The sequence below is a fragment of the Pollutibacter soli genome (assembly GCA_029269725.1).
Classification (GTDB): Bacteria; Bacteroidota; Bacteroidia; order Chitinophagales; family Chitinophagaceae; genus Pollutibacter; species Pollutibacter soli.
On the sequence record JARJHS010000006.1, the window covers coordinates 179,613 to 204,936 of the forward strand.

Annotated in this window: 20 protein-coding genes, 3 tRNA genes and 3 rRNA genes; 9 read left to right on the forward strand and 17 right to left on the reverse strand. The window is 42.9% G+C overall.

Features of this window, described 5'->3' with window-relative positions; translation table 11 throughout:
* Window positions 1-57: 57 nt before the first annotated feature.
* The 3 genes from P2W82_RS15950 (at window position 58) to P2W82_RS15960 (ending at window position 2,937) form a co-directional block, all read left to right on the forward strand.
* A complete protein-coding gene (locus P2W82_RS15950; RefSeq protein WP_336516911.1) occupies window positions 58-828 on the forward strand; it encodes a hypothetical protein in 771 nt (256 codons plus the stop codon).
* Window positions 829-856: 28 nt separating this feature from the next.
* Entirely contained in the window at window positions 857-1,240 is a 384-nt protein-coding gene (locus tag P2W82_RS15955) for a hypothetical protein (protein WP_336516912.1), read from the forward strand.
* Between the two features lie 677 nt (window positions 1,241-1,917).
* Window positions 1,918-2,937, forward strand: coding sequence for a DUF481 domain-containing protein (locus P2W82_RS15960; RefSeq protein ID WP_336516913.1), 1,020 nt, complete (start codon window positions 1,918-1,920; stop codon window positions 2,935-2,937).
* A gap of 667 nt (window positions 2,938-3,604) precedes the next feature.
* Here P2W82_RS15960 and P2W82_RS15965 read toward each other — a convergent pair.
* The 3 genes from P2W82_RS15965 to P2W82_RS15975 form a co-directional block, all read right to left on the reverse strand.
* Window positions 3,605-3,847, reverse strand: coding sequence for a hypothetical protein (locus P2W82_RS15965; RefSeq protein WP_336516914.1), 243 nt, complete (start codon window positions 3,845-3,847; stop codon window positions 3,605-3,607).
* Window positions 3,848-4,058: 211 nt separating this feature from the next.
* A complete protein-coding gene (locus tag P2W82_RS15970; protein ID WP_336516915.1) occupies window positions 4,059-4,703 on the reverse strand; it encodes an outer membrane beta-barrel protein in 645 nt (214 codons plus the stop codon).
* A gap of 274 nt (window positions 4,704-4,977) precedes the next feature.
* The gene (locus tag P2W82_RS15975; RefSeq protein WP_336516916.1) at window positions 4,978-5,157 is read right to left on the reverse strand and encodes a hypothetical protein; all 180 of its coding nucleotides are present in this window, start codon (window positions 5,155-5,157) and stop codon (window positions 4,978-4,980) included.
* Between the two features lie 32 nt (window positions 5,158-5,189).
* Between P2W82_RS15975 and P2W82_RS15980 the strand changes: the two genes are divergently transcribed.
* Complete coding sequence (locus P2W82_RS15980; RefSeq protein WP_336516917.1) at window positions 5,190-5,318, forward strand: hypothetical protein; 129 nt, start codon at window positions 5,190-5,192, stop codon at window positions 5,316-5,318.
* Window positions 5,319-5,672: 354 nt separating this feature from the next.
* Here the strand turns inward: P2W82_RS15980 and rrf are convergent.
* The 12 genes from rrf to gap form a co-directional block, all read right to left on the reverse strand.
* Window positions 5,673-5,784, reverse strand: a 5S ribosomal RNA gene (gene rrf / locus P2W82_RS15985).
* 109 nt (window positions 5,785-5,893) lie between these two features.
* Window positions 5,894-8,772 (reverse strand): 23S ribosomal RNA (locus P2W82_RS15990).
* A gap of 195 nt (window positions 8,773-8,967) precedes the next feature.
* A tRNA-Ala gene (locus tag P2W82_RS15995) sits at window positions 8,968-9,041 on the reverse strand.
* A 92-nt stretch (window positions 9,042-9,133) separates the two neighbouring features.
* Window positions 9,134-9,208 (reverse strand) — tRNA-Ile (locus tag P2W82_RS16000).
* Window positions 9,209-9,302: 94 nt separating this feature from the next.
* A 16S ribosomal RNA gene (locus tag P2W82_RS16005) occupies window positions 9,303-10,829 on the reverse strand.
* Together the 16S, 23S and 5S rRNA genes with 2 tRNA genes alongside form the textbook arrangement of a ribosomal RNA operon.
* A 555-nt stretch (window positions 10,830-11,384) precedes the next feature.
* Window positions 11,385-12,137, reverse strand: coding sequence for a tRNA pseudouridine(38-40) synthase TruA (truA, locus tag P2W82_RS16010; RefSeq protein WP_336516918.1), 753 nt, complete (start codon window positions 12,135-12,137; stop codon window positions 11,385-11,387).
* 26 nt (window positions 12,138-12,163) lie between these two features.
* Window positions 12,164-13,540: a DUF4476 domain-containing protein gene (locus P2W82_RS16015; protein ID WP_336516919.1), complete on the reverse strand. Its 1,377-nt coding sequence runs from the start codon at window positions 13,538-13,540 to the stop codon at window positions 12,164-12,166.
* A gap of 483 nt (window positions 13,541-14,023) precedes the next feature.
* The gene (locus P2W82_RS16020; RefSeq protein WP_336516920.1) at window positions 14,024-14,809 is read right to left on the reverse strand and encodes a TPM domain-containing protein; all 786 of its coding nucleotides are present in this window, start codon (window positions 14,807-14,809) and stop codon (window positions 14,024-14,026) included.
* Window positions 14,810-15,268, reverse strand: coding sequence for a TPM domain-containing protein (locus P2W82_RS16025; RefSeq protein WP_336516921.1), 459 nt, complete (start codon window positions 15,266-15,268; stop codon window positions 14,810-14,812).
* Between the two features lie 24 nt (window positions 15,269-15,292).
* The gene (locus tag P2W82_RS16030) at window positions 15,293-15,883 is read right to left on the reverse strand and encodes a LemA family protein (RefSeq protein WP_336516922.1); all 591 of its coding nucleotides are present in this window, start codon (window positions 15,881-15,883) and stop codon (window positions 15,293-15,295) included.
* A 94-nt stretch (window positions 15,884-15,977) separates the two neighbouring features.
* Entirely contained in the window at window positions 15,978-17,174 is a 1,197-nt protein-coding gene (locus tag P2W82_RS16035) for a phosphoglycerate kinase (RefSeq protein WP_336516923.1), read from the reverse strand.
* 52 nt (window positions 17,175-17,226) lie between these two features.
* Window positions 17,227-18,240 (reverse strand): type I glyceraldehyde-3-phosphate dehydrogenase, encoded by a 1,014-nt coding sequence (gap, locus tag P2W82_RS16040; RefSeq protein ID WP_336516924.1) that lies wholly within the window; start codon window positions 18,238-18,240, stop codon window positions 17,227-17,229.
* Window positions 18,241-18,744: 504 nt separating this feature from the next.
* Between gap and P2W82_RS16045 the strand changes: the two genes are divergently transcribed.
* Window positions 18,745-18,816, forward strand: a tRNA-Glu gene (locus P2W82_RS16045).
* Between the two features lie 252 nt (window positions 18,817-19,068).
* Window positions 19,069-19,500 (forward strand): RidA family protein, encoded by a 432-nt coding sequence (locus P2W82_RS16050; protein WP_336516925.1) that lies wholly within the window; start codon window positions 19,069-19,071, stop codon window positions 19,498-19,500.
* 55 nt (window positions 19,501-19,555) lie between these two features.
* Here P2W82_RS16050 and P2W82_RS16055 read toward each other — a convergent pair whose 3' ends face one another.
* Window positions 19,556-21,595: a tetratricopeptide repeat-containing sensor histidine kinase gene (locus P2W82_RS16055; protein ID WP_336516926.1), complete on the reverse strand. Its 2,040-nt coding sequence runs from the start codon at window positions 21,593-21,595 to the stop codon at window positions 19,556-19,558.
* Window positions 21,596-21,666: 71 nt separating this feature from the next.
* Complete coding sequence (locus P2W82_RS16060) at window positions 21,667-22,095, reverse strand: hypothetical protein (protein ID WP_336516927.1); 429 nt, start codon at window positions 22,093-22,095, stop codon at window positions 21,667-21,669.
* A 373-nt stretch (window positions 22,096-22,468) separates the two neighbouring features.
* Here P2W82_RS16060 and P2W82_RS16065 point away from each other — a divergent pair, with 373 nt between their 5' ends.
* From P2W82_RS16065 to P2W82_RS16075, 3 genes are read left to right on the forward strand one after another with little or no spacing between them, the layout of a single operon-like run.
* On the forward strand, window positions 22,469-23,080 hold the full coding sequence (locus P2W82_RS16065) for a TetR/AcrR family transcriptional regulator (RefSeq protein WP_336516928.1): 612 nt from the start codon (window positions 22,469-22,471) through the stop codon (window positions 23,078-23,080).
* 11 nt (window positions 23,081-23,091) lie between these two features.
* The gene (locus tag P2W82_RS16070; RefSeq protein WP_336516929.1) at window positions 23,092-24,387 is read left to right on the forward strand and encodes a TolC family protein; all 1,296 of its coding nucleotides are present in this window, start codon (window positions 23,092-23,094) and stop codon (window positions 24,385-24,387) included.
* A gap of 2 nt (window positions 24,388-24,389) precedes the next feature.
* Window positions 24,390-25,322, forward strand: coding sequence for an HlyD family secretion protein (locus tag P2W82_RS16075; protein WP_336516930.1), 933 nt, complete (start codon window positions 24,390-24,392; stop codon window positions 25,320-25,322).
* The last annotated feature ends 2 nt before the right edge of the window (window positions 25,323-25,324 follow it).

Consider the following 25,324-nt stretch of genomic DNA (forward strand, 5'->3'; position numbering starts at 1 on the left):
TCGGTTGAAAATTACTTCCGTTATGAAACCACAGTCAAAACATTTTAACAGTAAAAAATGAAAAAGCTTCAGCCAGCGATTGCAGGCCTGGTTTGTGTTATCATTTGCTTCAATGCATACCATGGCTTTTCACAATCACAGGACAGCAGTAAACGCAGGCAGTTGAAAAATGTAATCAGGTATAACTTGTCGGGAGCCGCCTTGTTTGGTGTTGATCGGTACGTTGTTTTCGGGTACGAACGTCTTATTAATAAAAGACAAAGCATGTCGATGAATATTGGCAGGGCGTCGCTACCAAAATTGATCACCATATCGAATGATAGTTTTCAATTGCAAAAAGATCGAAAGAATTCAGGAATTAATTTTTCGCTGGACTACCGTTTTTATCTTCAGAAAGAAAACAAACACTTCGCTCCTCATGGTTTATATATCGGGCCCTACTACTCCTATAACAATTTTGAGAGAGAGAATGAATATACTTTTACGAAAACGGGCGGACAAGCACAAGTTGGTACATCTGACACGAGATTTTCTATTCACACATTTGGCGGCGAACTTGGTTACCAGTTTGTACTATGGAAAAGATTTGCAATTGACCTGGTAATGATCGGCCCTGGTGTATCCGTGTATAAAATCGAAGCCAAATTTGGTGGAACTCTTACGGATGAGCAACGTGCCCAGTTAAGGGACGCGGTGGAAGATATGCTCACTCAGCGCTTCCCGGGAATGAATTATGTTTTAAGTGATAAACAACTTGATGCAAACGGGGCGTTAAAAACAACTAGCATCGGATTCAGGTATATCGTACATATCGGCTTTGTCTTCTAATTAAATAGCTCAAAACAAAATTTTCATTATGAAAAAAACCATCTGCAGTTTTGTCCTCTCCACTTTGCTGGTGGTGATATTTCAGGCGGTACATTCCCAGGATACGAGTAAAACTCCTGCAGAACGTGCAGCTCGGTTAACGGAATGGATGAATACAAATCTTTCTCTCACTGATGCACAGCTGCCTGAAGTTCAGAAGATCAATTTAAAGTACGCTAACAAGAATGAAGAAATAAAAAACAGCTCCGGATCAAAAATGCAAAAAGGAAAAGCTGTAAAAGCAAACGACAAAGCAAAGGACAGCGAACTTTCTTCGGTACTAAACCCGGATCAGTACAAAACCTACCAGGATAAGAAAGCAGAACTGCGCGAGAAATTTAAAGAAGAGGCAAAAAAGAAACGAAATCAATAAACACATCAGTAAGATTCACTTTTTTCAGTAAAAAGGTGAGGAAAGCCGATAACACAGAAATCGTCGTTAATGAAAACATTACCATCTTAGCACTCTTGCCTTCACTGGAAGCACCTGCTCGACCCTTACAAGTGCTACCGCAGACGCAAAACCGAAAGACTATGACAGGATGCATTACTATCCAGTTACAAAACCAGGCTTCCCGGGTGGCATAAGTCTTCGGGTACCTGGATCGCCAATCACATGAAATATTCCGGAGCTGGTTTGGTTAATAATAGTTCACGAACAGTAACTGTCCACTTTGCTGTTGATGCAACACCAAAAGCTTTACAAGATGCTTTTATCAGCACCCCTCTGTATAAATGACCAGGATGAAGACACTTCATATTTTAGTCAGCGAATTGCCCGCCTGTAAGTTTGCAACAGCCGGACATACTTTGGTGAAGAAAAAATTAATCTACCCATTCAATACAGGCTCACGGTAGATAATTAATCATTTAAATTAGCCAATATTTCTGCATTTTTAAATATCGGAACAGTCGATGAAGGGCGGAAAATATTTCTTTTTAAACCGATGTTAAAATCAAACGGCAGAGAAATTTATTCGCTTCTTTATTTCGAAACTTCTGCAGGAATGACTCTGACAGCAAAATCCAAGTAAGTTTGTGCAGATGCTTATGCGAAAAATAATTCTTCTTCTATCATTGCTGGCTTTGGGATTCTATGGCAAATCGCAGGAAAGAGATTCCATTTTCTTATTTAACGGGCAGGTGTTAATTGGTGACATCAAGAACGGAAATCTTGGCATCATTAAAATCGATGATAAGGATCTGAAGATTTTAAGCATCAAAGCATACAAAATCAAACATGTCACTACCGGGCCTCATCTTTTCAGAATTGAAACAACAGACAAGCATGTAATTTATTCGCCCTTGCGAAAGACTGACAAACCTGGGCAGGTGGCAGTAGTAGATGGAAGCTCTGTGGTGATCCTCAATCTTACTGATATCGCCTTGTTATCTCCGGTTCAGAAGAACTTTTTCAAAAGACTTACCGGGAATTTCGGCCTTGGATTCAGCTTCTCAAAATCCAGTGGCATCGGGCAGCTAAATTCAAATGCCAATGTTTATTATACCTATCGCAGAACACAGTACCAGCTGACGGCGAACATGCTAGCTTCAATCGATACTTCATCATTCTCGCGCGACAATGAAAATATACAGCTTTTTGGCTCCTTTGACCTGAAGATGCCATGGTTTCTCGCAGGTCAGTTATTATACCAACGAAATCTTCAATTAAGTATATCCCGAAGGTTCCAGGAAATGTTGGGAGCCGGCAACAAACTGGTTCTCAAAAACAACTGGCAGGTATGGGCTGTCAGCGGTATTTCACTTGGCCAGGAACGAAGTACGGAAGGAACAGATGCCGTTACCCTGGAAATGCCGTACATGTTCCGCATAAACTTTTTTGAATATCGCAAATTCAATATGCAGTTGGGGATTTACCAGACCTTCTTTGTGAGTTTGTCGCAATGGGGAAGGGTGAGGTATGATGGGTCGATTAACTATTCCCATGAACTGATTCATAATTTCTATGTCAATCTTAACCTGTACTCGAACTACGATAATCGCCCTCCGGACCCAAACAGCGGCAAATTCGATTACGGCATATCGTTATCTGTCAACTATAAATTCTGATCTGGAACAAAGGCAATCTTCTACTTCATCAATCATCAGCAGATTATTGCTGTTGTAATGATCGGAAATAATCGACCAATGATTGCGCATTGATATTGCTGCACGGATCAAACGGTTTGCATTCCTTGAGCGCGACTGAATTCAGCGGCATATACAACATCCATTCTGATATTTAACAACATGGTGTCTGGCGAAAATCTTCCGCTGGGATATGCAACTTTAAACTCTATAAATTATAATCCTCCTGATGTGTTGTGCAGCTAAAGAGCGTATCCATTACTTATAAAAATTCAGAACCCATTTCAATTCATTTCACTACCAGCCGACAATATTTCCTGTTACAGAAGAGTAACTATCTGCGATTAATGTTCAATGGCTGCAACAAGTAGCAACTGATTGCCACCTGCATTCGCAACGTAGGATACATCCCTGCAATCAACTTGCTCACAGGAATACTCTTTTCTCCCAGGACAAGGATATGATTTGACCAGGGGGAATAACTGCCAGTGCCACAGACATGTAATGTCATCTCAAAAGGATAGCAGGAACACGGCTCTGCCGATAACCAAGGCAAAAATTTTTATCTCCGGTGATTTATATGTAGTTCCAGGAGGACGGGTTTGCAGTTTTCCGGAACCCATCCGGGAAAACAGCACTGATTAAAGGGTTACTCTATTCGGATGACCATATCCTCGAGGTAAGGATCAAGGTATTTTGTATCCTCAAAAGGAAAAATAGTTTCTATAGACCGGCTGATCTTTCTATAGATCAATTCCACATAAAAGGACTCGACCTGGAAGAGTTGATAAACATAGAAGGAATCTGAACGGAAGGATACGGTAACACCAAGGCACCACATCACCAGTTCCTGCTGTACAAGCGACAATTTGAGATAATCCTGGAGTTTCATGCAATTAATTATGCAAGGGCTATGCTAACAGGCCGAGACACCATCCTCCAGTGGATCATGCATCAAAAAATGGAAATTATTTCCCCGAATCTGAAATGAATTCCACATTTCCCGGTGAAAAATATGCTTATCTCGGGACCATGTGATGCACAAATAAAAACGCCTGGCCGGTGCCAGGCGCTTTAAAGATATCTGAGAAAAAGATGTTTGGTTATTTCTTGTTTGAAAGATTCACGACGATACCGCCACCCAGGCCAAACTGATAGATTGTTGAGTAGGAGGCAACGCCCGCACCGGCACCCCCTGTTCCAAAGTAGAAACCACCACCCACAGATTGTACTGCAGAAAGCAGATTCGCCTGCAGCCTGATACCGACTTTTTCTGATGCCCAGAATGTTGCGCCTGCTTTAAGGCCCCAGGCAAAAAATGTTTTACTCGAACTGTTTTTATTATCCGGATTTTCCAGGTTCATGATGTTCATCCCTAATTGAACCCCAAAAAGTCCCTCCACTTTACCTTCGGGTTTGCGGAGATAGCGATTTCCACCAAGCATGATATAGTTCACGCCGAGATCGAAATCCGTATACTTAGGACCTGCATTGTAGTAATTAAGCGGAGCTTTCGTATCCTGTCTTAAATAACTTAATTCAAGCCCATAATTCTCACGAAGCATATATTCCAGTCCTATACCCCACATAAAACCACCTTTTATTTTGCCGTTGTAATAAGCATTCGGATCGTAGTAAGAATCCACATTATCATCAAAAGTATATGAGGCATATCCGTTTAAACGAACACCCTGACTAAATGCCGGGAGAATGCAGAAAATAAGGAGTACTGAAAAAATGATTTTCATTGTAGCAGTTTTAGATTGCTAAAGGTATATTTTCATTTATTAATATATCCGCACTTATGCGGAAACGGACCATTTAACCGTTTAACGGAAATCTTTCGCAGTTTTAACTTCTTCTTAAAAGCGGAACGCAACATTGATCATAAATCGGTAGCCCAAAGTTGTGGTTCGGGCAGAACCTTTCTTCTCAAATTCCCCTTCGTAGATTACCTTATTGTAGCCGGGAAATTTGTCCGCCAGGAGCTCATTGGGCTTCTGAAAAAATAAGGATTAGTGATCAGGACTCAGTGTTGATACCCGCTTTCAGATTATACATGCCCACGCCAGGCCCAAACATAATGAAGTCAACTGCAAGTCTTTTCCAGAATATGAACTGGTAACCAAGTTGCACACCAACGGTGTGAATACTAAGAATCAGATCTTTCCCAACATTACCTGCAAATGAGCTTGTGTTCATATACCAGTCATTCCCGCATGAAAAACTATTGTATGAATAATAGGGTCCGATATAAACACCATGTGGTGTTTTGTGTTTATTTTCTCTCAGATAAAAACGATAGTCCGCTCCAATATGAAAAGCCTTTCGCTGGTATTATCTGTCACCTGGATGGAATCTGAACCTGAACCTCCAAGAGGTTTAAGGTACAACCTGGTAGGTCTTAGACCTCCCAGGTTTTAAATACCTGCCAGGTTTTAAGACCTGCAAGGTTCAGCAACCTGCAGGATAGTTTGAATTTTTGTAGAGTGAAAATTGATCAACCCTGAAGTCAAATGAGGAAACAGATCTGATGCCGGGGTACAATTGTGGCAGGAGATTTTTACAGAAAAGCTCGATGTATTATAAACAACCTGGGAGGTCTTAGACCTCCCAGGTTTAGAAAACCTGGCAGGTTTTAAACCTGCGAGGTGTCATGGACATACGGAAAATAAAAAAGCCTCTCAGAAACAGATCTGAAAGGCTTTTTTAAATAAATATGGCACCTACCTACTCTCCCGGGCCGCAACCCAGTACCATTGGCCATGAGGGGCTTAACTTCTCTGTTCGGAATGGGAAGAGGTGAACACCCTCGGCAAAAGCACCATAAGACGTTGTACGTAAAACGATGAACGTTAAACGTGAAATAAAGTCATATTGGGATAGTTGTAAAATCAGTGACTTAAAAAGACCTGCTATAAATAGCAAATATTTAATAAAATTAAAGCGTACGGGCAATTAGTACTACTCGGCTTTAGTGTTACCACTTTTACACCTGTAGCCTATCAACGTCATAGTCTTTGACGACCCTTAAAAGGAAACTCATCTTAAGGAAGGTTTCACGCTTAGATGCTTTCAGCGTTTATCCTGTCCGTACATAGCTACTCTGCATTGCACCTGGCGGCACAACAGATACACCAGCGGTACGTACGACCCGGTCCTCTCGTACTAAGGTCATGTCCTTGCAATTTCCTAACGCCCACCACAGATAGGGACCGAACTGTCTTGCGACGTTCTGAACCCAGTTCACGTGCCACTTTAATCGGCGAACAGCCGAACCCTTGGGACCTTCTCCAGCCCCAGGATGTGACGAACCGACATCGAGGTGCCAAACCTCCCCGTCGATATGAGCTCTTGGGGGAGATCAGCCTGTTATCCCCGGAGTACCTTTTATCCTTTGAGCGACAGCCCTTCCATACAGAACTGCCGGATCACTTTAGCCTGCTTTCGCACCTGCTTGGCTTGTGTGCCTCACAGTCAAGCACCCTTATACTAATGCGCTCTGCGTACGATTACCAACCGTACTGAGGGTACCTTTGCGAGCCTCCGTTACTTTTTAGGAGGCGACCACCCCAGTCAAACTACCCACCATGCACTGTTTCCCGTCAGGGATTAGACTCTAAGTGTCAGAAGGTTGGTATTTCAACGATGACTCCACGGCACCTAGCGGCACCGCTTCAAAGTCTCCCAACTATGCTACACATCTAAAACTCAAAATCAATGCAAAGTTGTAGTGAAGGTTCACGGGGTCTTTCCGTCCCGTGGCGGGTAACCGGCATCTTCACCGATACTACAATTTCACCGGGCTCGTGGAGGAGACAGCGTTCAACTCATTAGACCATTCGTGCAGGTCGGAACTTACCCGACAAGGAATTTCGCTACCTTAGGACCGTTATAGTTACGGCCGCCGTTTACTGGGGCTTCAGTCAGGAGCTTTGACTTGCGTCGAACACCCTTCCTTAACCTTCCAGCACCGGGCAGGTATCAGGCTCTATACGTCATCTTACGATTTTGCAGGGCCCTGTGTTTTTGCTAAACAGTTGGTTGAACCATTTTACTGAGACCGCATCACTGCGGTACGCTTTATCCCGAAGTTACAGCGTTAATTTGCCGAGTTCCTTCTCCACGGCTCACCCGAGCGCCTTAGAATATTCATCCCGTCTACCTGTGTCGGTTTACGGTACGGGCCGCTGTAGCCTAACCTTAGAGGTTTTTCTTGGAGGTTTGATTAGGAACACTATCAGCGCAGCCGAAGCTTTGCTGTACTATCACATTTCGTCATCCCGACCGGATTTACCTGATCAGAATATAACTACGTGCTTTAACGTGGAATTCCGTATCCACGCGGTTCTTTCACTACCCCGTCACCCCATCGAAACTACAGTGGGTGCTGGAATATTAACCAGCTTTCCATCAGTTACCCCTTTCGGGTTTACCTAAGGACCCGACTAACCCTGATCCGATTAACGTTGATCAGGAAACCTTAGACTTACGGCGATAAGGTTTTTCACCTTATTTATCGTTACTTATGCCTACATTTTCTTTTCTGAACGCTCCAGCATACGTTACCATACACCTTCGCAGCGGATCAGAATGCTCCCCTACCGATATACCACCAAGTGGCAATCTTAGAACTTCGGTTCGTAGTTTGATGCCCGATCATTTTCCGTGCAGGGTCTCTCGACCAGTGAGCTGTTACGCACTCTTTAAATGAATGGCTGCTTCCAAGCCAACATCCTGGCTGTTATAGAAACCCCACCTCGTTTGATCAACTTAACTACGTATTAGGGACCTTAGTTGCTAATCTGGGTTATTTCCCTCTCGGCCACGGATCTTAGCACCCGCAGCCTCACTCCCGGAGATATTTACTAGCATTCGGAGTTTGTCAGGGTTTGGTAGGCGGTGAAGCCCCCTAGCCCAATCAGTAGCTCTACCTCTAGTAAACTTCTATATCCGAGGCTGTTCCTAAAAACATTTCGGGGAGAACGAGCTATCTCTCAGTTTGATTGGCCTTTCACCCCTATCCACAAGTCATCCCATAACTTTTCAACGTTAATGGGTTCGGTCCTCCATTCTGTGTTACCAGAACTTCAACCTGCTCATGGATAGATCACAAAGTTTCGCGTCTGCCCCCACTGACTAGTCGCCCTATTTGGACTCGCTTTCGCTACGGCTCCGTTATTAAAAAACTTAACCTTGCCAGTGAGGAGCAACTCGTAGGCTCATTATGCAAAAGGCACGCCGTCACGCTTGCGCGCTCCGACCGCTTGTAGGCACACGGTTTCAGGTACTATTTCACTCCCCTGTTTGGGGTGCTTTTCACCTTTCCCTTACGGTACTGGTTCACTATCGGTCTCTGAGGAGTATTTAGCCTTACCGGATGGTGCCGGCAGATTCAGGCAGGATTTCTCCGGTCCCGCCTTACTCAGGGTACTGCTCGTTACTGTTAATGTACGCTTACAGGACTATCACCTGCTATGGTTCAACTTTCCAGAAGATTCAGCTTGATAACAGCTTCTAAATGCAGCCCTACAACCTCCTGGCAGCACGCTGCCAGAATTTAGGCTTTTCCCTTTTCGCTCGCCACTACTCAGGGAATCACAATTGTTTTCTTTTCCTCCCGGTACTTAGATGTTTCAGTTCTCGGGGTTGGCTCTCCTTTCGGAGTAACATACCTTCAGTATGCTGGGTTGTCCCATTCGGAAATCTACGGATATTACGCTTGTGTGCAGCTCCCCGTAGCTTATCGCAGCTTACCACGTCCTTCATCGCCTCTCAGAGCCAAGGCATCCACCATGTGCCCTTGCTTGCTTTAAAAAATTTGAAATTGTAGCAGTGTTACCACCACTAACAAAAAGTCACTCGATTTTACAACTTAATTTTTTCCCAATATGTCAAAGAGCTTTCCGCCTTCGCGGATTCAGCTGATGTTTAGGTTATGAACCCCAGACCTTTCGTCAACATCAATATTTCAAAAGAACTTTCTCTAATCTATACCCACCACTATTCTTGTGGAGAGTATCGGAGTCGAACCGATGACCCTCTGCGTGCAAGGCAGATGCTCTGGCCAGCTGAGCTAACCCCCCAAGTTTAAGTCTTGAGCCTCAAGTCAGCAGTCATTCATCAAAACCTTACAGTTTCAATCTTCAACTTTAAACTTTCAGCTTTCAACTTCCAGTAGACCCGACCAGATTTGAACTGGTGACCCCTACATTATCAGTGTAGTGCTCTAACCAGGCTGAGCTACGGATCTTTGTAGCCCCCTTATCGGGTTTTACTTTTAAAAGAACTAGTTTTTACTAAGAAAGTGTAGGAAAGCAATAACTAAAAAGACGATCATACTCTAAAAAGGAGGTATTCCAGCCGCACCTTCCGATACGGCTACCTTGTTACGACTTAGCCCCAGTCACCAGTTTTACCCTAGGCGGCTCCTTGCGGTTACCGACTTTAGGTACACCCGGCTTCCATGGCTTGACGGGCGGTGTGTGCAAGGTCCGGGAACGTATTCACCGTATCATTGCTGATATACGATTACTAGCGATTCCAGCTTCACGCAGTCGAGTTGCAGACTGCGATCCGAACTGAGAGCGCTTTTTTGGGATTAGCTTCATGTTGCCATGTTGCAACCCTTTGTAGCGCCCATTGTAGCACGTGTGTAGCCCAGGGCATAAAGGCCATGATGACTTGACATCATCCCCTCCTTCCTCGCGTCTTGCGACGGCAGTTTCACTAGAGTTCCCAGCATTACCTGATGGCAACTAGTGATAGGGGTTGCGCTCGTTGCGGGACTTAACCCAACACCTCACGGCACGAGCTGACGACAGCCATGCAGCACCTTACTGGCAGTGTATTGCTACAAAATCCCCTTTCAGGGACGGTCTCCCAGCATTCTAGCCCTGGTAAGGTTCCTCGCGTATCATCGAATTAAACCACATGCTCCACCGCTTGTGCGGACCCCCGCCAATTCCTTTGAGTTTCAATCTTGCGATCGTACTTCCCAGGTGGATCACTTAATGCTTTAGCTCAGACACCAACAGTGTATCGCTGATGTCGAGTGATCATCGTTTAGGGCGTGGACTACCAGGGTATCTAATCCTGTTTGCTCCCCACGCTTTCGTGCCTCAGTGTCAATTACCGTGTAGCCAGCTGCCTTCGCAATTGGTGTTCTATGTCATCTCTATGCATTTCACCGCTACATGACATATTCCGCTAACCTCCACGATATTCAAGACAGATAGTATCAACGGCAGTTCCCAAGTTAAGCTCGGGGATTTCACCACTGACTTACCTGCCCACCTACGCACCCTTTAAACCCAGTGAATCCGGATAACGCTTGCACCCTCCGTATTACCGCGGCTGCTGGCACGGAGTTAGCCGGTGCTTATTCCTCTGGTACTGTCAAGCGGATAAGAATACCCGATTTTCGCCCCAGATAAAAGAAGTTTACAATCCAGAGGACCTTCATCCTTCACGCGGCATGGCTGGGTCAGACTTGCGTCCATTGCCCAATATTCCTTACTGCTGCCTCCCGTAGGAGTCGGGCCCGTGTCTCAGTGCCCGTGTGGCTGATCATGCTCTCACATCAGCTATTGATCGTAGGCTTGGTGGGCCGTTACCCCGCCAACTACCTAATCAACCGCACGCCCATCCGTTACCGCCGAAGCTTTGATATAAACCAGATGCCTGATCTATATAATATGGGGTATTAATCCAAGTTTCCCTGGGCTATTCCCCAGTAACGGGAAGGTTGCGTACGTGTTACGCACCCGTTTGCCGGTCGCCACCCAATATTGCTATTTGTGCTGCCCCACGACTTGCATGTATTAAGCCTGCCGCTAGCGTTCATCCTGAGCCAGGATCAAACTCTCCATTGTAAATAATGTAGAATCGATTTGCTCAATTCAAAAGTTAAATTGTTGATTCGCCTTACCATTTTCCCTTGATAAATCAAGGCTTAATGTGTTACTGCTTTCCAAACTTTCAAAGATCTTTTCAGCTTTTCCGCTGCCCTCTTTTTGATTGGGAGTGCAAAGGTAGGAGCTTTTAATTATCTACCAAATCTTTTTTCAATTTTTTCCCATTTTTCTTTCGAAATTTTTTCGAAAACTGAACCAGATTTTTTGTCGAAGAACTGCGCTTTTTTCGAAGCGGGTTGCAAATATAGGATGGGTTATCCATTCACTCCAAATTTTTGTAACACGCAGTTATTCACATCTCCCAAAACCCCAGTATTTACAGGCATTCCAGCCGAAAAAAATTTTAAAAGAAATTTTGATATCAATTCCAATCATCATATCCTCCACCGTAAATTCAACCATATCATTTACACCTGATTCTCCATCCGGCCTGATACCATCCAAGCATTAACACTATTTATGAGAAAATCTGTTGAATCTTTTACGTACTGATGAATAAAATCAAGGCAACAATTATTCACTCATTTCGAGATACTGGTCAGGGAATCGGACCTGCATAAGATATAGCCCATGACCCGGGGCCGTAAAGCTGGTCAGGGCATTATCTGTGTGATGAAGTATTGAATTGAATTGTTCCAGACTGATCTTCTGCCTCCCTACCTGCACCATAGTACTTACTAAACCCCTTACCATACCTCTTAAGAAGCGGTTTGCTTCTACATGATAAACCCATCCGTTTTCTTCCTGAAACCATTCACTTCTGGATATACTGCAGATCGTCGTCTTTGTGTCAGCATGCCTCTTGGAGAACGAAGTAAAGTCTGTCTGTTGCTTAACCATCCCAGCTGCCGTGTCAAGCAATTCTTTATTCATCGGGTATGGATAAAACCATGCACGATCAACAAGGAAAGGATCCTTGCGATTACTGAGCATATACTTATACCAACGTGCCACTGCATCAAACCGACAATGGGATTTCTTCCTGACAGCAGTACAATTCACTACGGCAATCTGTTTCGGGAGGATTGCATTGAGATGATATACAAAGCCCGGTTCAAGCGTCTGCTCCACATCGAAATGGAAATAATTCTGCATGGCATGAACCCCTGCATCTGTACGGGAAGAGCCCGTACAATTTACGGTTATGCGTAACAGTGTGCCTGCAGCTTTTTCTATTTCTGACTGGATTGTTCTGGCATTTTTCTGAACCTGGAATCCGCTGAAACTACTGCCATCATAGCGTACTTCGAGAAAATAACGTGGCATCAGCAGGAGATTGTAGTTGGCAAAATCTATTTAAGGAGAGATCTGAATCTCGTAATATAATACGTGTCACTCAGTAATGATTCCAAGGAAGAATAGTTGAAACTGTCATACACATACGGATATGCAGCGTCCATCAGTTTGTACTTTCCCTCATCACTGATAAAGACGATGGAAACACTTTTTATTTGTTCTGCAGTATAACATTTTGCTTTGAAATCCCTTAACGCAGCTGCTACCATATCATCTGTTTCCCTGATAGCAACGATCTTTCTTCTCAGCAATTGAACGTCTTTATCCGTAGCCATTTTTTTGCAATCCGCTCGTACAGCGCCAGTTTTTTCCGGGATATTTTTTCCTGCACTATCCGGAACAACATCAGTTGATTTCTGACTCGCTATGGCTGCATTTTCAGAAATCACGGGTGCCTGCTTTTGTAAGTTCTCCGTTGACGTTGCCTTTTCGGTTACCCGTTTCGGTTGTTCCAACGCTACTGCTTCTGATTCTTTCGGGATAAAGACATCAACTGTATCTGCTTTACCATTTTCACTTATGTCAGCAAATAAAAACTGAGTTCCTGAAGGTGATGCAAACACCGATATCTTATTGACAGAACGCTTGCCTGCAGCGGGTTGTGCGGGATTCTTAACGGCAGCAGGTTCGGTCTGCTTTGGAGTTGAATTGGCATATCGTTCCTGGATCGGCTTTGCTTTATCTCCTTTTGTGGTTTTTCCGTTCTTTGCATTTTCAGGAGTGTTCATGACAACCTGCGCTGTTGAATTTTTTGTTTCCGGCGGGTCCATCACCACGGGCGGAGCGGTTGTTTTTGTATCTGGTTTTACCTCAGCAGGTATTTCCTTCTTTACTGTTGATTTTTCTTCAACCTTAGGTGGCTGCTTTTTTTCAACGGGTGGAAGATTTATTGCGAACGAAGCGTTATTTGAACTCATGAGATCAGTGCCAGGCAGACCCGGATCATTAATTACCGCTGCAAGGATCAATGTAAACGCATCATTAGTACGTGGTGCCGGTACATATTCCACATCCTGCTTCTCATTATTCACCCGCTCTCCCATTTGTATCTCCTGCGTCTGATTATCGATCAGTCCCCAACCCTTCTCCTCAAAATTTTTTAACGTAAATCCTTTATCCTGTTTCAGGCCTTTTAATGAAAAGCGATATTCAGGAAATGCATTCTGAGGAAAACCCATAATGAAGACATGCGTCGTATCTATCAGCTTTGGAATGATCAGAAAGCCAGCCGTATTCGAGCTTAAAGGCTCATTGTTTATTTTGACGTAAAAAGGCTGCTGGGGCTGCGTCTGGATATAAATGTAATGATGATGCTGCGCAACAGACGGAGAAACAAAAATTCCAAGAGTGACGATCAGCAGGAATAATCTCATGGATATAGCGATATCCTGTAAAGCTAACATTTTTCGAAGTAAGTAGTGAGTAGTAAGGAGTAAGAAGGAGTTGAAAGTACAAAGCGGAAAGTTAAAAGTACTGATAACGTAAGGTCATCGTATATACAAAATGACTAAGAATATTTTTAAATCAGAATTATTACCGGTTAATAGGAAATGTCATTATTCGATTTAATTGATCTGTTTTTTGTAGCGAACAAAGCCAAATAGGCGGAGAAAATGATCTGGAACCAGACCCGCAGTTTACAACCATTTTTGAAAATCCCGAATATCCTGGCACTTGCGAGAGATAACTTTCAATTGAAAATTATCACTCACCTCCTACCTCATCTACGCCCTTCGAGCGATTATAAACATTATGTTTTCCTACCGGAACATGAACGTTACCTCTCGTCGCATTGTTAGATACATTTGTCACACGCTGAGGTGAACTTATAATTTAATACCTATGACCTTACACTTTTACCAGCTTCCTCCCGCGCCACCGCCTCCAAAACTCCCACCACCAAAACCACCAAAGCCGCCACCACCGCCGCCGCCGGAACTTCCACCACCCCATCCGCCACCTCCACCCAACGGCGGGAAGAAGATCGGACCTGACATATTGCGATAACCACGCCTGCTCATGAAAGAACCACCTCTTCCACCGCCACCGCGACGTGATATGATAAATATGATGATGATAAAAATGACGATCAGACCTATGAAGTTTCCTGGTCCCTCTTTCTTTCCGCGATTCCTGTAGCCTGCCGGTGCTTTATATTCGCCTGCAGCAGCTTTGATTATTGCATCTACACCGTTGCTGATACCCCGGTAAAAATCATCTCCTCTGAACTGGGGAACTACCTCGTTATCGATGATCGTTTTTGCTGTAATATCAGGAATCGCCCCTTCGAGTCCATAACCGGTAGCAATCCATAGCTTACGATCATTTTTTGCGATCAGGAAAACAATACCGTTATTAAACTCCTTTCCCCCTACACCCCACTTACGGCCAAGCGCAAGCGCATAATCAGAAATATCATAATCACCGGTAGACGGTACAATTACAACAACAATCTGGTTAGAAGTACTATCGTCGTAGGCGACAAGCTTGCTTTCCAGTGATTCCCTCTGATCAAATGTCAGTGTGCTGGTAAAATCAACAACGAGCCGTGGAGGCACAGTTGGATCAGGAATTACCTTTTCGATCTGGGCCTGGGCTATTGAAACAAACAACAGCAGTATGGGAAGTAGAAGTTTTTTCATTTATTTTCCAAAAACGATGTCATCGGGTAACTCATTACGGTCTTCTTTTTCATAGGGAAAATGGCTCGTCAGCGCTTCTCCGAGATCGTGGATGATGGTGATTAAGCCATCGGTATAATGCTCCGCATTAAATTCTTCCAGAATCGTTTTAATCTCTTTATTCCAAAATGCGGATCCAACCCGCAGGTGAATGCCTTCATCGCCATAAACTGCCATCTGGTGATCTTTCATCGCTATATAAATGAGAACACCATTCCTGTCGTCGGTATTCTCCATTTTCAGACCATAGAAAATTTCAATAGCGCGATCAACAGGATCCACGAACCGGCAGCGACTTTCCACATAAACACGTATTTCGCCGCTGGTTCGCTTCTCTGCCTTACGAATCGCTTCTACAATCCTGTTTTCTTCTTCAGGAGTAAAAAAAGGCTGTTTCTTTCTGAAAGAAAAAATGGACAAGGCTGTATTATTTATTTGTTCAGCTTAATTGAATTTCACTTCAGGAGCTTTCTCAGCACCGGGATCAGACGAGAAATATCCTTTTTCTTTAAATCCGAACATACCTGAAAAGATATTGTTCGGGAAAGTTTTGACGACGGTATTGTACTCCTGGACGGAAGTGTTGAAATCATTACGGGATACTTTGATCCTGTTTTCCGTTCCTTCCAGCTGTGTCTGCAGATTTACGAAATTCTGATTTGCCTTCAATTCGGGATATGCTTCAACTGCTACAAGCAAACGGCTCAATGCGCCTGAAAGCTGACCCTGCGCCTGTTGAAACTGTGCTATCTTCTCTGGCGAAAGATCACCTGCATCGATTGTTGTCTGTGTTGCTTTTGCTCTGGCATTTACTACTGCTTCCAAAGTTGATTTCTCAAAATTTGCCGCACCCTGAACTGTACTGACAAGGTTTGGAATCAGGTCGGAGCGACGTTGATATTCACTCTGGACATTGCCCCATTTTCCTTTTACATTCTGGTCAAGCCCAACCATTTTATTATAACCGCTGCAGCCGCAACCACCTAATAACACTAAAACAACAATAACGACAATTAAGCCCAGATTTTTTGACATGGCTAGTGATTTTTAGAATTGAGAATGATAGATATAATAAATGCTTAAACCGTTGCACGTGACACGTACAACGTTAAACGTTCAACGTATAACGTTACTCGCTGATGGCAGCGATGCCGGGTAGGGATTTTCCTTCGAAAAATTCGAGCAATGCGCCTCCTCCTGTCGATACATAGCTCACTTTATCAGAGTAACCGAACTGATTGACAGCTGCAACACTGTCGCCACCACCTACGAGTGAATAAGCGCCATTCTGCGTTGCTTCAGCGATTGCTTTTGCCACTTCCTTAGTACCATGCTGAAATTTTTCAAATTCAAACACGCCCATCGGTCCGTTCCACAAAATCGTTTTGCTTTTGTGAATGATGTTAGCGAATTGCTCGCACGCATATGAACCGATATCCAGCCCCATCCAGTCATCAGGAATGGCATTGGAGGGTGATGTTGACGTTTGTGCATTGGCATTAAACTCGCTGGCGATCACAGAATCTGAAGGAAGATGTATGCTGACACCTTTTTCTTCTGCTTTTTTGAGTAATTGAAGAGCAGTATCCAGACGATCTTCTTCGCAAAGCGACTTTCCGATCTTTCCACCTTCTGCTTTGCAGAAAGTATAAGCCATACCGCCACCGATGATGATGTCAGTTGCTTTTTCCAGGAGATTTTCGAGGATCAGAATTTTATCAGAAACTTTGGCGCCTCCGATGATTGCAACAAAAGGCTTTTCTGCGTTATTTAATACTTTTTGTCCGCTATTGACTTCCGATTCCATCAATAAGCCAAACATGCGTTTGTCTTTCGGAAAAAAAGAAGCGATGATTGCGGTAGAAGCATGTGCCCGATGAGCAGTACCGAAAGCATCATTTATGTAAACATCCCCCAGCTTACTAAGCTTTTCAGCAAACCCTTTGTCGCCTTTCTCTTCCTCTTTATAAAAACGAAGATTTTCCAGTAATAAAACCTCTCCGGGTTTGAGATTTTTAGCAGCCTCAACAGCGTCTGCTCCGATGCAGTCTGTAGCAAACTTCACTTCTTTGCCACTCAAAAGTGATTTGAGATGAGGCAGCAAATGTTTTAAAGAGTACTTGTCGCTCGGACCATCCTTGGGTCTCCCCAGGTGACTCATTAAAATTACGGATCCACCATCGCTAAGAACTTTATTGATCGTAGGCAAGGCTGCCGTCATACGTGTGTCGTCAGTAATATCAAACTTATCATCGAGAGGAACGTTGAAGTCCACACGCACCAGCGCTTTCAAACCGTTGAAATTTGTTTCCGAAAATCGGGACATAAGGGGAAATTAACACCGGTTCCCGGAAATATCCGGCAACCGGTGATTTAAATTATTTAGAGATCTGTTTTGCAAAATAGTTCACCGTGCGAACCAGCTGACTTACATAACTCATTTCGTTATCGTACCAGCTCACGGTTTTCACCAGTTGAACATCACCCACATGCAATACTTTTGTTTGTGTAGCATCAAACAAAGAACCGAATTTCATTCCAATTACATCGCTGCTCACAATCTCGTCTTCAGTATATCCGTAGCTTTCATTTGACGCTGCTTTCATCGCCGCATTCACTTCATCCGCAGTCACTTTTCTACCCAGAACGGTAGTGAGTTCAGTAAGAGAACCGGTGAGTGTCGGAACGCGTTGAGCGGTTCCATCGAGTTTGCCCTTCAGGCTTGGGAGAACAAGGCCGATCGCCTTTGCTGCACCTGTACTGTTCGGAACGATGTTTTGCGCTGCAGCACGGGCACGACGCAGGTCACCCTTAGGATGTGGAGCATCCTGTGTATTCTGATCATTTGTATAAGCATGTACCGTAGTCATCAGTCCACCTAAAATTCCATAAGTATCATCCAGCACTTTCGCCATTGGCGCGAGGCAGTTGGTGGTACATGAAGCACAGGAGATGATGGTTTCAGAACCATCCAGAATATCGTGGTTGACATTGAAAACGATAGTTTTAAGGTCTCCGGTAGCCGGCGCAGAGATCACTACTTTTTTAGCACCTGCTTTCAGGTGAGCCGCAGCTTTATCTTTATCTGTGAAGAAACCGGTACATTCCAGGACGACATCTACATCATGAGAACCCCAGGGAATCTGCGCCGGATCTTTCTGAGCGTAGATCTTAATTTCGTCCTTATTAACTATAATAGAGCTGTCTGTGGATTTTACTTCTTCATCAAATCGTCCCTGCGCAGTATCATATTTCAGCAGGTGTGCCAGTACTTTAGGACTGGTAAGATCATTAATCGCAACCACGTCAATTCCTTCCATTTTATAAATCTGGCGGTACACCAGGCGGCCGATACGTCCAAATCCATTGATCGCAACTTTAACAGTACTCATATTTTAATGATTTTTCTAAAAAAATAGATGCCGAAGGTACTAATTCGAAGATTACAAAAACATCAATTTTTAAGGCTTGAAAATTATCGCTAAGACCCGATTCCGGCCTAAAATGGACAACAATTAAGAGAATTATGAATATTAAAATTTTTGCTCAGTTGATCGGTCTTTAATAGAAAGCGGGAAAAAAATATTCAGGATTTACCTCACCAATGCTAAGTGTGTTGCGTTATTTGCAAAAGAAACGCTTTCGGATTTTTCCTTCGGGATACCCTTCTCCAGTGGTTTCCTTCAATTTTTTAATGATCTCCAAACTCACCCTGATTATTGCGGCAAGCAACTACAGGCTAACCAACCTGCCAGGACAGATTTGCCATTTTAATGGACATCAATAATCAGGTAAAGGAGAAGTTTTCTGCATCTGATATTTTAATTAAATAGGTTTTTGCGAAAAATTTTGCACGGATTCTGTTGAACATTATCTTTGCACTCCCTTAGAAAAACGGCCCGTTGGTCAAGGGGTTAAGACGCCTCCCTTTCACGGAGGAATCACGAGTTCGAATCTCGTACGGGCTACAAAAACCCGCCGGAACTATCCCGGTGGGTTTTTTTATTTGCAGGGATCTATTTCGACGATTCCCTGTATGACGGAGTTGCAGCCCTTGAGAATTATTTGACTTAAGAAGTTTCGGCACAATGGTGATCCCGTTAGACCCACCATTTAAAAGCAATTCTTTCCCTTTAAATATTCTATTCTCTTTTGGATAAACATCATTACTAATATGGTACATTGACATGACCTGGGTAAATCATTTAAAATATCGAGATATGAAACAATTCCTTTTTTTCATTTTGATTCTCTCATCCGGTAAATGCTTAGCACAAACAACTGATATCAAAAAAGAAAAATGGCATTGGGATAATCCTCAGAAACAGGATACATCAGCGGGGTATGCGCAGGTTGTAAAAGTGGGAAAGACGCTGTATATCTCGGGAGCCGTCAGTCGGGAGATCAGCCCCGAGGGAATTACCGGCGTTTACCGGGCATTGGAAAGGTCACTGAAAAGCTTCGGGGCAAGTTTTCAGAATGTCGTCAAAGAAAATCTTTACACTACTGATATAGAACTGATGAAGACCCACAATGCAGCAAGAAAAGCATTTTACAAAGGAGATTTCCCTGCGGCTACATGGGTGCAGATAACACGGTTATTTATGGCAGACGCGAAACTCGAAGTGGAGCTGGTGGCCGAATTACCCTGAAAAAATCCTGCACCTGATTTAATTAATCCGGAAGGAGCTCAATTGTATGTTTAACTCAGCTATTATTTTTTCCATTCCCCAGCGGTAACCAGATGATAAATTCAGCAAACTCGCCTTCGTTTGATTCAACTCTTATTTCTCCTCCATGCGCATTGATGATTTCATAGCTTAATGAAAGTCCAAGTCCTGTCCCCTGGCCTGATGGTTTTGTAGTAAAAAAAGGTTGAAATATTTTGTCCAAAACCTTTTGTGAAATTCCAAGGCCATTGTCTTTGATCGATAATTTTACCCGGTTGCCGATCCGGTTGGTACTAATCGAAATTGCTGGCTCATAAGAATCACCAGCCATTTTTTTCTTTTCCCTCATTGAATAAAAAGCATTGTTGTACAGGTTCAGCAATACCCGTCCGATATCCTGTGGTACAAGTTCAACTGTTTCTATCTTTTCATCCAGGGCTTTTATACAATCAACCTTGAATTCTTTATCCTTCGCCTTGATAGCGTTGAAGCTTAACCGGTAGTATTCTTCAATTAAAGAATTAAGATTTGCCGGCTCTTTTCTGCCTGTGCTAGCCATCGAGTGTTGCAACATGCCCTTCACAATTGAATCTGCACGTTTGCCATGATTATTTATCTTCTTAAGATTATCAGTAAGATCATTTATAAGGGCATCGGCTTCCGATTTGTCGGAAGCATTTAACTTATTCAGCATTCCAGCTTTTAGTTCATTTAATATCTCAACACTTACTTCAGAAAAATTTGTAACAAAATTCAGCGGATTCTGAATTTCATGCGCGACTCCTACAGTAAGTTCACCTAGCGAGGCCAACTTTGCTGTTTGAATAAGTTGTTTCTGCGCAAGCTGCAATTCAACCAGGGTATTTTCCACTTTCAACTTCTGCGCCTCAGTTTCCTGTTTTTGCAGATTCAATACCTGGTAAGCTTTCTTTTTCCCCTGATAATTTCTAACCAATATCGCCAGGATGACAATAGCAAGAAGTAAAATCATACCGAGCGAAATTGCCAGATTCCTGTCATTCTTTTTTTGCCTGTTCAGCATATTCACTTCCCGCTGTTTTTGAGAAACTTCATAATCAGTCCTGAGATCGCCCATTTTTTGCACAGCCTTGATGTTGGTCATGCTGTCCCTGTATATAATATGTTTTTTATAGAGTCCTAAAGCCGCTTCAGTGTTTCCCGATTTTTCGTAAAGAATTGACAATTTCAGACTGGCGTCCGCAATCTGCTCCTTTAATCCATAGCGCTCTGCTAACTCAAGGCTTCTGGATGTATACTTCATTGCTGTGTTCTGATTACCTCTGTTCAGGTATACGTCCGCAATGGAAGTCAGGTATACACAGATCGGGTAATAATCCTGCGTTTCCGTTAGTATCTCAATCGCTTGTTTCATTTTCAACTCTGCCAATTCATTTTTGCCGGTATTCGCATATACCATTCCTATGTTTCCCAAGCTGTATCCTTTTCCGGTCAGGTGATTGAGTTTGTCAAAAATCACCTCAGCTTCCTTAAAATAAATCAGCGCTGAATCATAGTTTTTGATGACCAGGTATTCATCTCCTGCGTTGGAAATGATACTCGCGAGAATACCTGAATCGCCATTGGACTGCCGCAAAATTGAAATGGCTTTATTGTAATAGTTCATTGCATTTGCATGATTATCGGCAATCGAATAAGTGTCAGCAATTGCTCCGTAGGCTTCTGCTTCGCCTCTTGCAAGCTTTGTTGTTTTCGCGATCTCTGCACTTTTGAAATAATCAGCAAGGGCCTTATCCAGGTTACCCAATAGTCTCTCCTTATTTCCTTTTAATGAATAACCTCGTCGTAAATAAGTCTTGTCTCCGGCTGTTTCTGATAAACTGATCAATTCTTCCGCATACGCTACACCTTTTTTAAGATCCCTTGATTCGTTGAAAGCGAGGTTGCGCAGTAATTCAAGTTTCTCTGTACCAATAAGATTATTCTGTTCGTAAATAATCGCAAGACTGTCAGCAATTTTTTGATCCTGAGCAAATGCATGGGAAATACAGAACCACAACATCCCAATAAAAACAATATGTGTTTTTCCAGAAATCATTCGGATGTCAATTGAATATCATATTTATCATCACGGGAAAAGAAGTAAACTATCGTCGGGTTAAATACTCTTTATCTGTTTCTTCTAAATCGTCTGAATAACAAATAAGTGAGAGCGAGTGCGCCTACCACTACACTTACAAGTAATGCAGGAGCAAATGACGGATTGATTGAGATTTTAGGATCAAAAGTGTGACTTACGCCGTCTGTGTCTTTCCATACAATAGAGTAATCACAAACATCACCGGTATGAACATCAGTAGCGATATCGGCACGCCAGTTTTTACTGTCTTCTTTTCTGGGAAGTTCTCCATCATCTCCGGAAAAAATATCTGTAGTATTGGCTTTTAAAGGGACACCTTCAATGGATACCACGGGATCTGCAGTATTCTTTACTTTCCATCTTATTCGCTCACCTTTTATAGCCTTGGTGTGACCCTTATCTGAAAGAATTAATACACCGGTAGAAATATTACCTCCTGTGATAGTGATGGTTTTCATTGCTCAATATTTAAGTTTGAAAGAATAACCGGAGGGGCAGGAAAGAGCGATCAGAAGGTATAACTAAATATAAAAAAGAATTTACAATAAGGAATGAAATACTGTTTCCTACTTGCTGAGTTACAGCATCGATGTTAACAATAATCTTCATATATGTTATCCATGATCGTTAGTATAAATTAATATCGAATGGTTTTTCAGCACTTCAAACAGCATTGCAAAACAGCAGGAGTTTTCCGGGCGGATTTTTTTATGTAGACATTTCAGCGGAAAAAGAATTCCAGTTCAGTTAAAAAAAATCCGGCGGTTTCTTCATCAATATTAAATTTCTTCTATATTTGCATTCGAACAACTGTTCGAAACAAGTGTACGAATGCCTAAAAAAGAAGAAAATACGGAGTTAGCGGTGCTTGAATCGGCTCGTAAGCTATTCAAATTGAAAGGATTGGACGGTACCTCAGTGCAGGAAATTGCCAGCGACGCTGGAACGACGAAATCCATGGTGAACTACTATTTCCGGAGCAAAGAGAAGTTGTTTACAGCGGTTTTTCAACGTGAATTCATGCAGTTTTTCAGTGGAATCGCCGCGTCAATTTTATCCGGATCGACGCTGAAGGAGAAAATTGAAAAGATTGTTGAACTCGACACACAGAAGCTTCTGGATTTCCCCGACCTGCCCATCTTCATAATAAATGAAATCAACCGTAATGGAGATATTGTTTTCGCGCATCTCGGAGAACTAAATCCCGCGAAACTGTTTAGCATCATCGACAAACAAATCGAAGAAGAAGTAAACAATGGAAACATTCACCCGATTCGTGCTTACGATCTCTTCATGAGTATCCAGGGACTAACCATATTCCCATTCCTCGGCAAACCTCTTTTGAAAAAGGTGAATGAATGGACCGATGATGAATTCAAAAACATCGTACTGAACAGAAAGAAAATAATTGTTGACATGATCTGGAATTATATCGCGAAATAAAATTGTTGAGTATGATCAGACAATCTGTATCTAAAAAATTTGCTGTACTTATTATACCCATCGTTTGCTGTGCGATCCCATTGTCAGCACAAGAGATTATCACTTTAGATAGTGTGTATATCTGGGCAGAAAAAAATTATCCGCTAATCAAACGAGCAGATCTTGTCCGACAATCGGAAAGTTATACTCTCGCTAATATTAGAACGGGAAACTATCCGCAACTGAATATCACCGGGCAGGCGAGTTATCAGTCGGATGTAACACAACTTCCGCATATTCCGAATCAACCCATACTCTACCCTGTTTTGAGTAAGGATCAATATAAGATAGCCGCCGATCTATATCAGAACATTTATGACGGAGGATCAATACACGCGCAAAAACAAATTCAGAAAGCCAATACGCAGGTTGAGCTCGCATCGATTCAGAAAGATCTTTATCTCATCCGCGAAAAACTGAACCAGATTTACTTCGGTGTTCTTTTATTAAATATCCAGCACGATCAGATTGACAGCCTGATCACCCAATTGAGCCGTACAAAAATAAGAGTGGAAAGCGCGATAGAAAACGGTGCTGCATTCCGATCGGATGCGGACCAGGTGCAGGCAGAAATTCTCACGCAACGTCAAAGGCAATACGAAATCGAATCTGCAAGTATAGCATACCTGCAAATGCTTTCCGCATATACAGGGAGGCAAATCACCAGTGATCAGCAACTGACTGTACCTGTTGCTGAAACCAACTGGCTGAGCCATGAAAACAACCGACCGGAATTGAAACTTTTTGCTCAGCAGGAAATACTTCTTGATCAGCAAATGGCGCTCACAAAAAGCAAAAGCATCCCCAGAATCAGTCTTTTCGGACAGGGAGGTTATGGATTACCAGGATTGAATATGCTGAAGAATGAATTCGCCCCCTATTATGTCGCAGGCCTTCGCCTAAACTGGAATTTTTCATCGCTATACACCAATAGAAATGAAATCGCTTCACTTGAACTGAAGAAACAGGAAACTGCTGTGAACCGGGAAATATTTCTTTTCAACAATAATTTTTCAGTTATTCAACAGGATAACGAAAGATTGAAAATGGATCAACTGCTCAATACTGATGAGGAAATTGTTCGCCTGAAAGAAAGCATCACCCGTACTGCAGAAGCAAAATATACAAATGGTGTGATCACGCTCAATGACCTGCTAAAGGAAATCAATACCCTTTCGCAAGCCAGGCTTAATATGGAGTTGCATAAAATACAATCACTTTCCAACCAATTCAATCGCCAGTTCACACTCGGTCAGTCAAAACTATAACCATGAAAAAATTGAGCTATATCCTGTTATCCGTAATCATACTCAGCGCCTGCAGCAACAATAAAGATGATTTTGATGCGTCGGGCACTTTTGAGGCAGATGAAGTCATTGTATCATCACAGCAGGCCGGACAAATTCTTTCATTGCAGATTAAGGAAGGCCAGCAGTTGAACCCGGGTCAGACTATTGGTAACATCGATGTTACCAATCTTGAATTGCAAAAGCAACAAACAGAAGCAAGGATTAAATCTCTTGGAGATCGATTGAACACCGCAACTCCACAAACAATCGTGATTGAAAACCAGATTGCTGTTTTGAAAACACAAATCGCCTACCTGGAAAAGGAACAGGAGCGCACTACAAATCTTTTGAAAGCGGATGCGGCCACACGTAAACAACTCGATGATATCACAGCAAAAGTTGATGAAGCAAAACGTCAGCTGGAGGTGTACCAGCAGCAGATAGCCCTGAACAAATCAAACGTAAATGTCCAGAATAAATCTGTAATGAGTGAAAAAGATCCTTTGGAAAAATCGGTGGCACAAATTCAGGATCTCATAAGCAAAGGAAATATTGTAAACCCGATAAAGGGAACAGTACTCACGCAATATGCATTCACTGGCGAACTCGCAAACATTGGGAAACCTTTATACAAAATTGCAAATCTGGATACGATAATACTCAGAGCTTACATCTCCGGCAATCAACTTGCGCAGGTAAAACTGGGTCAGAAAGTAAATGTGAAATCTGACGATGGGAAAGGTGGTTTCAAACCATATAACGGTATAATCTACTGGGTTTCCAGCAAAGCGGAATTCACACCAAAAACAGTACAGACGAAAGAAGAAAGGCAGGACCTGGTGTATGCGATAAAAGTGGCAGTGCCCAACGATGGTTTTTTAAAAATCGGTATGTACGGCGAATTAAACTTTTAGCA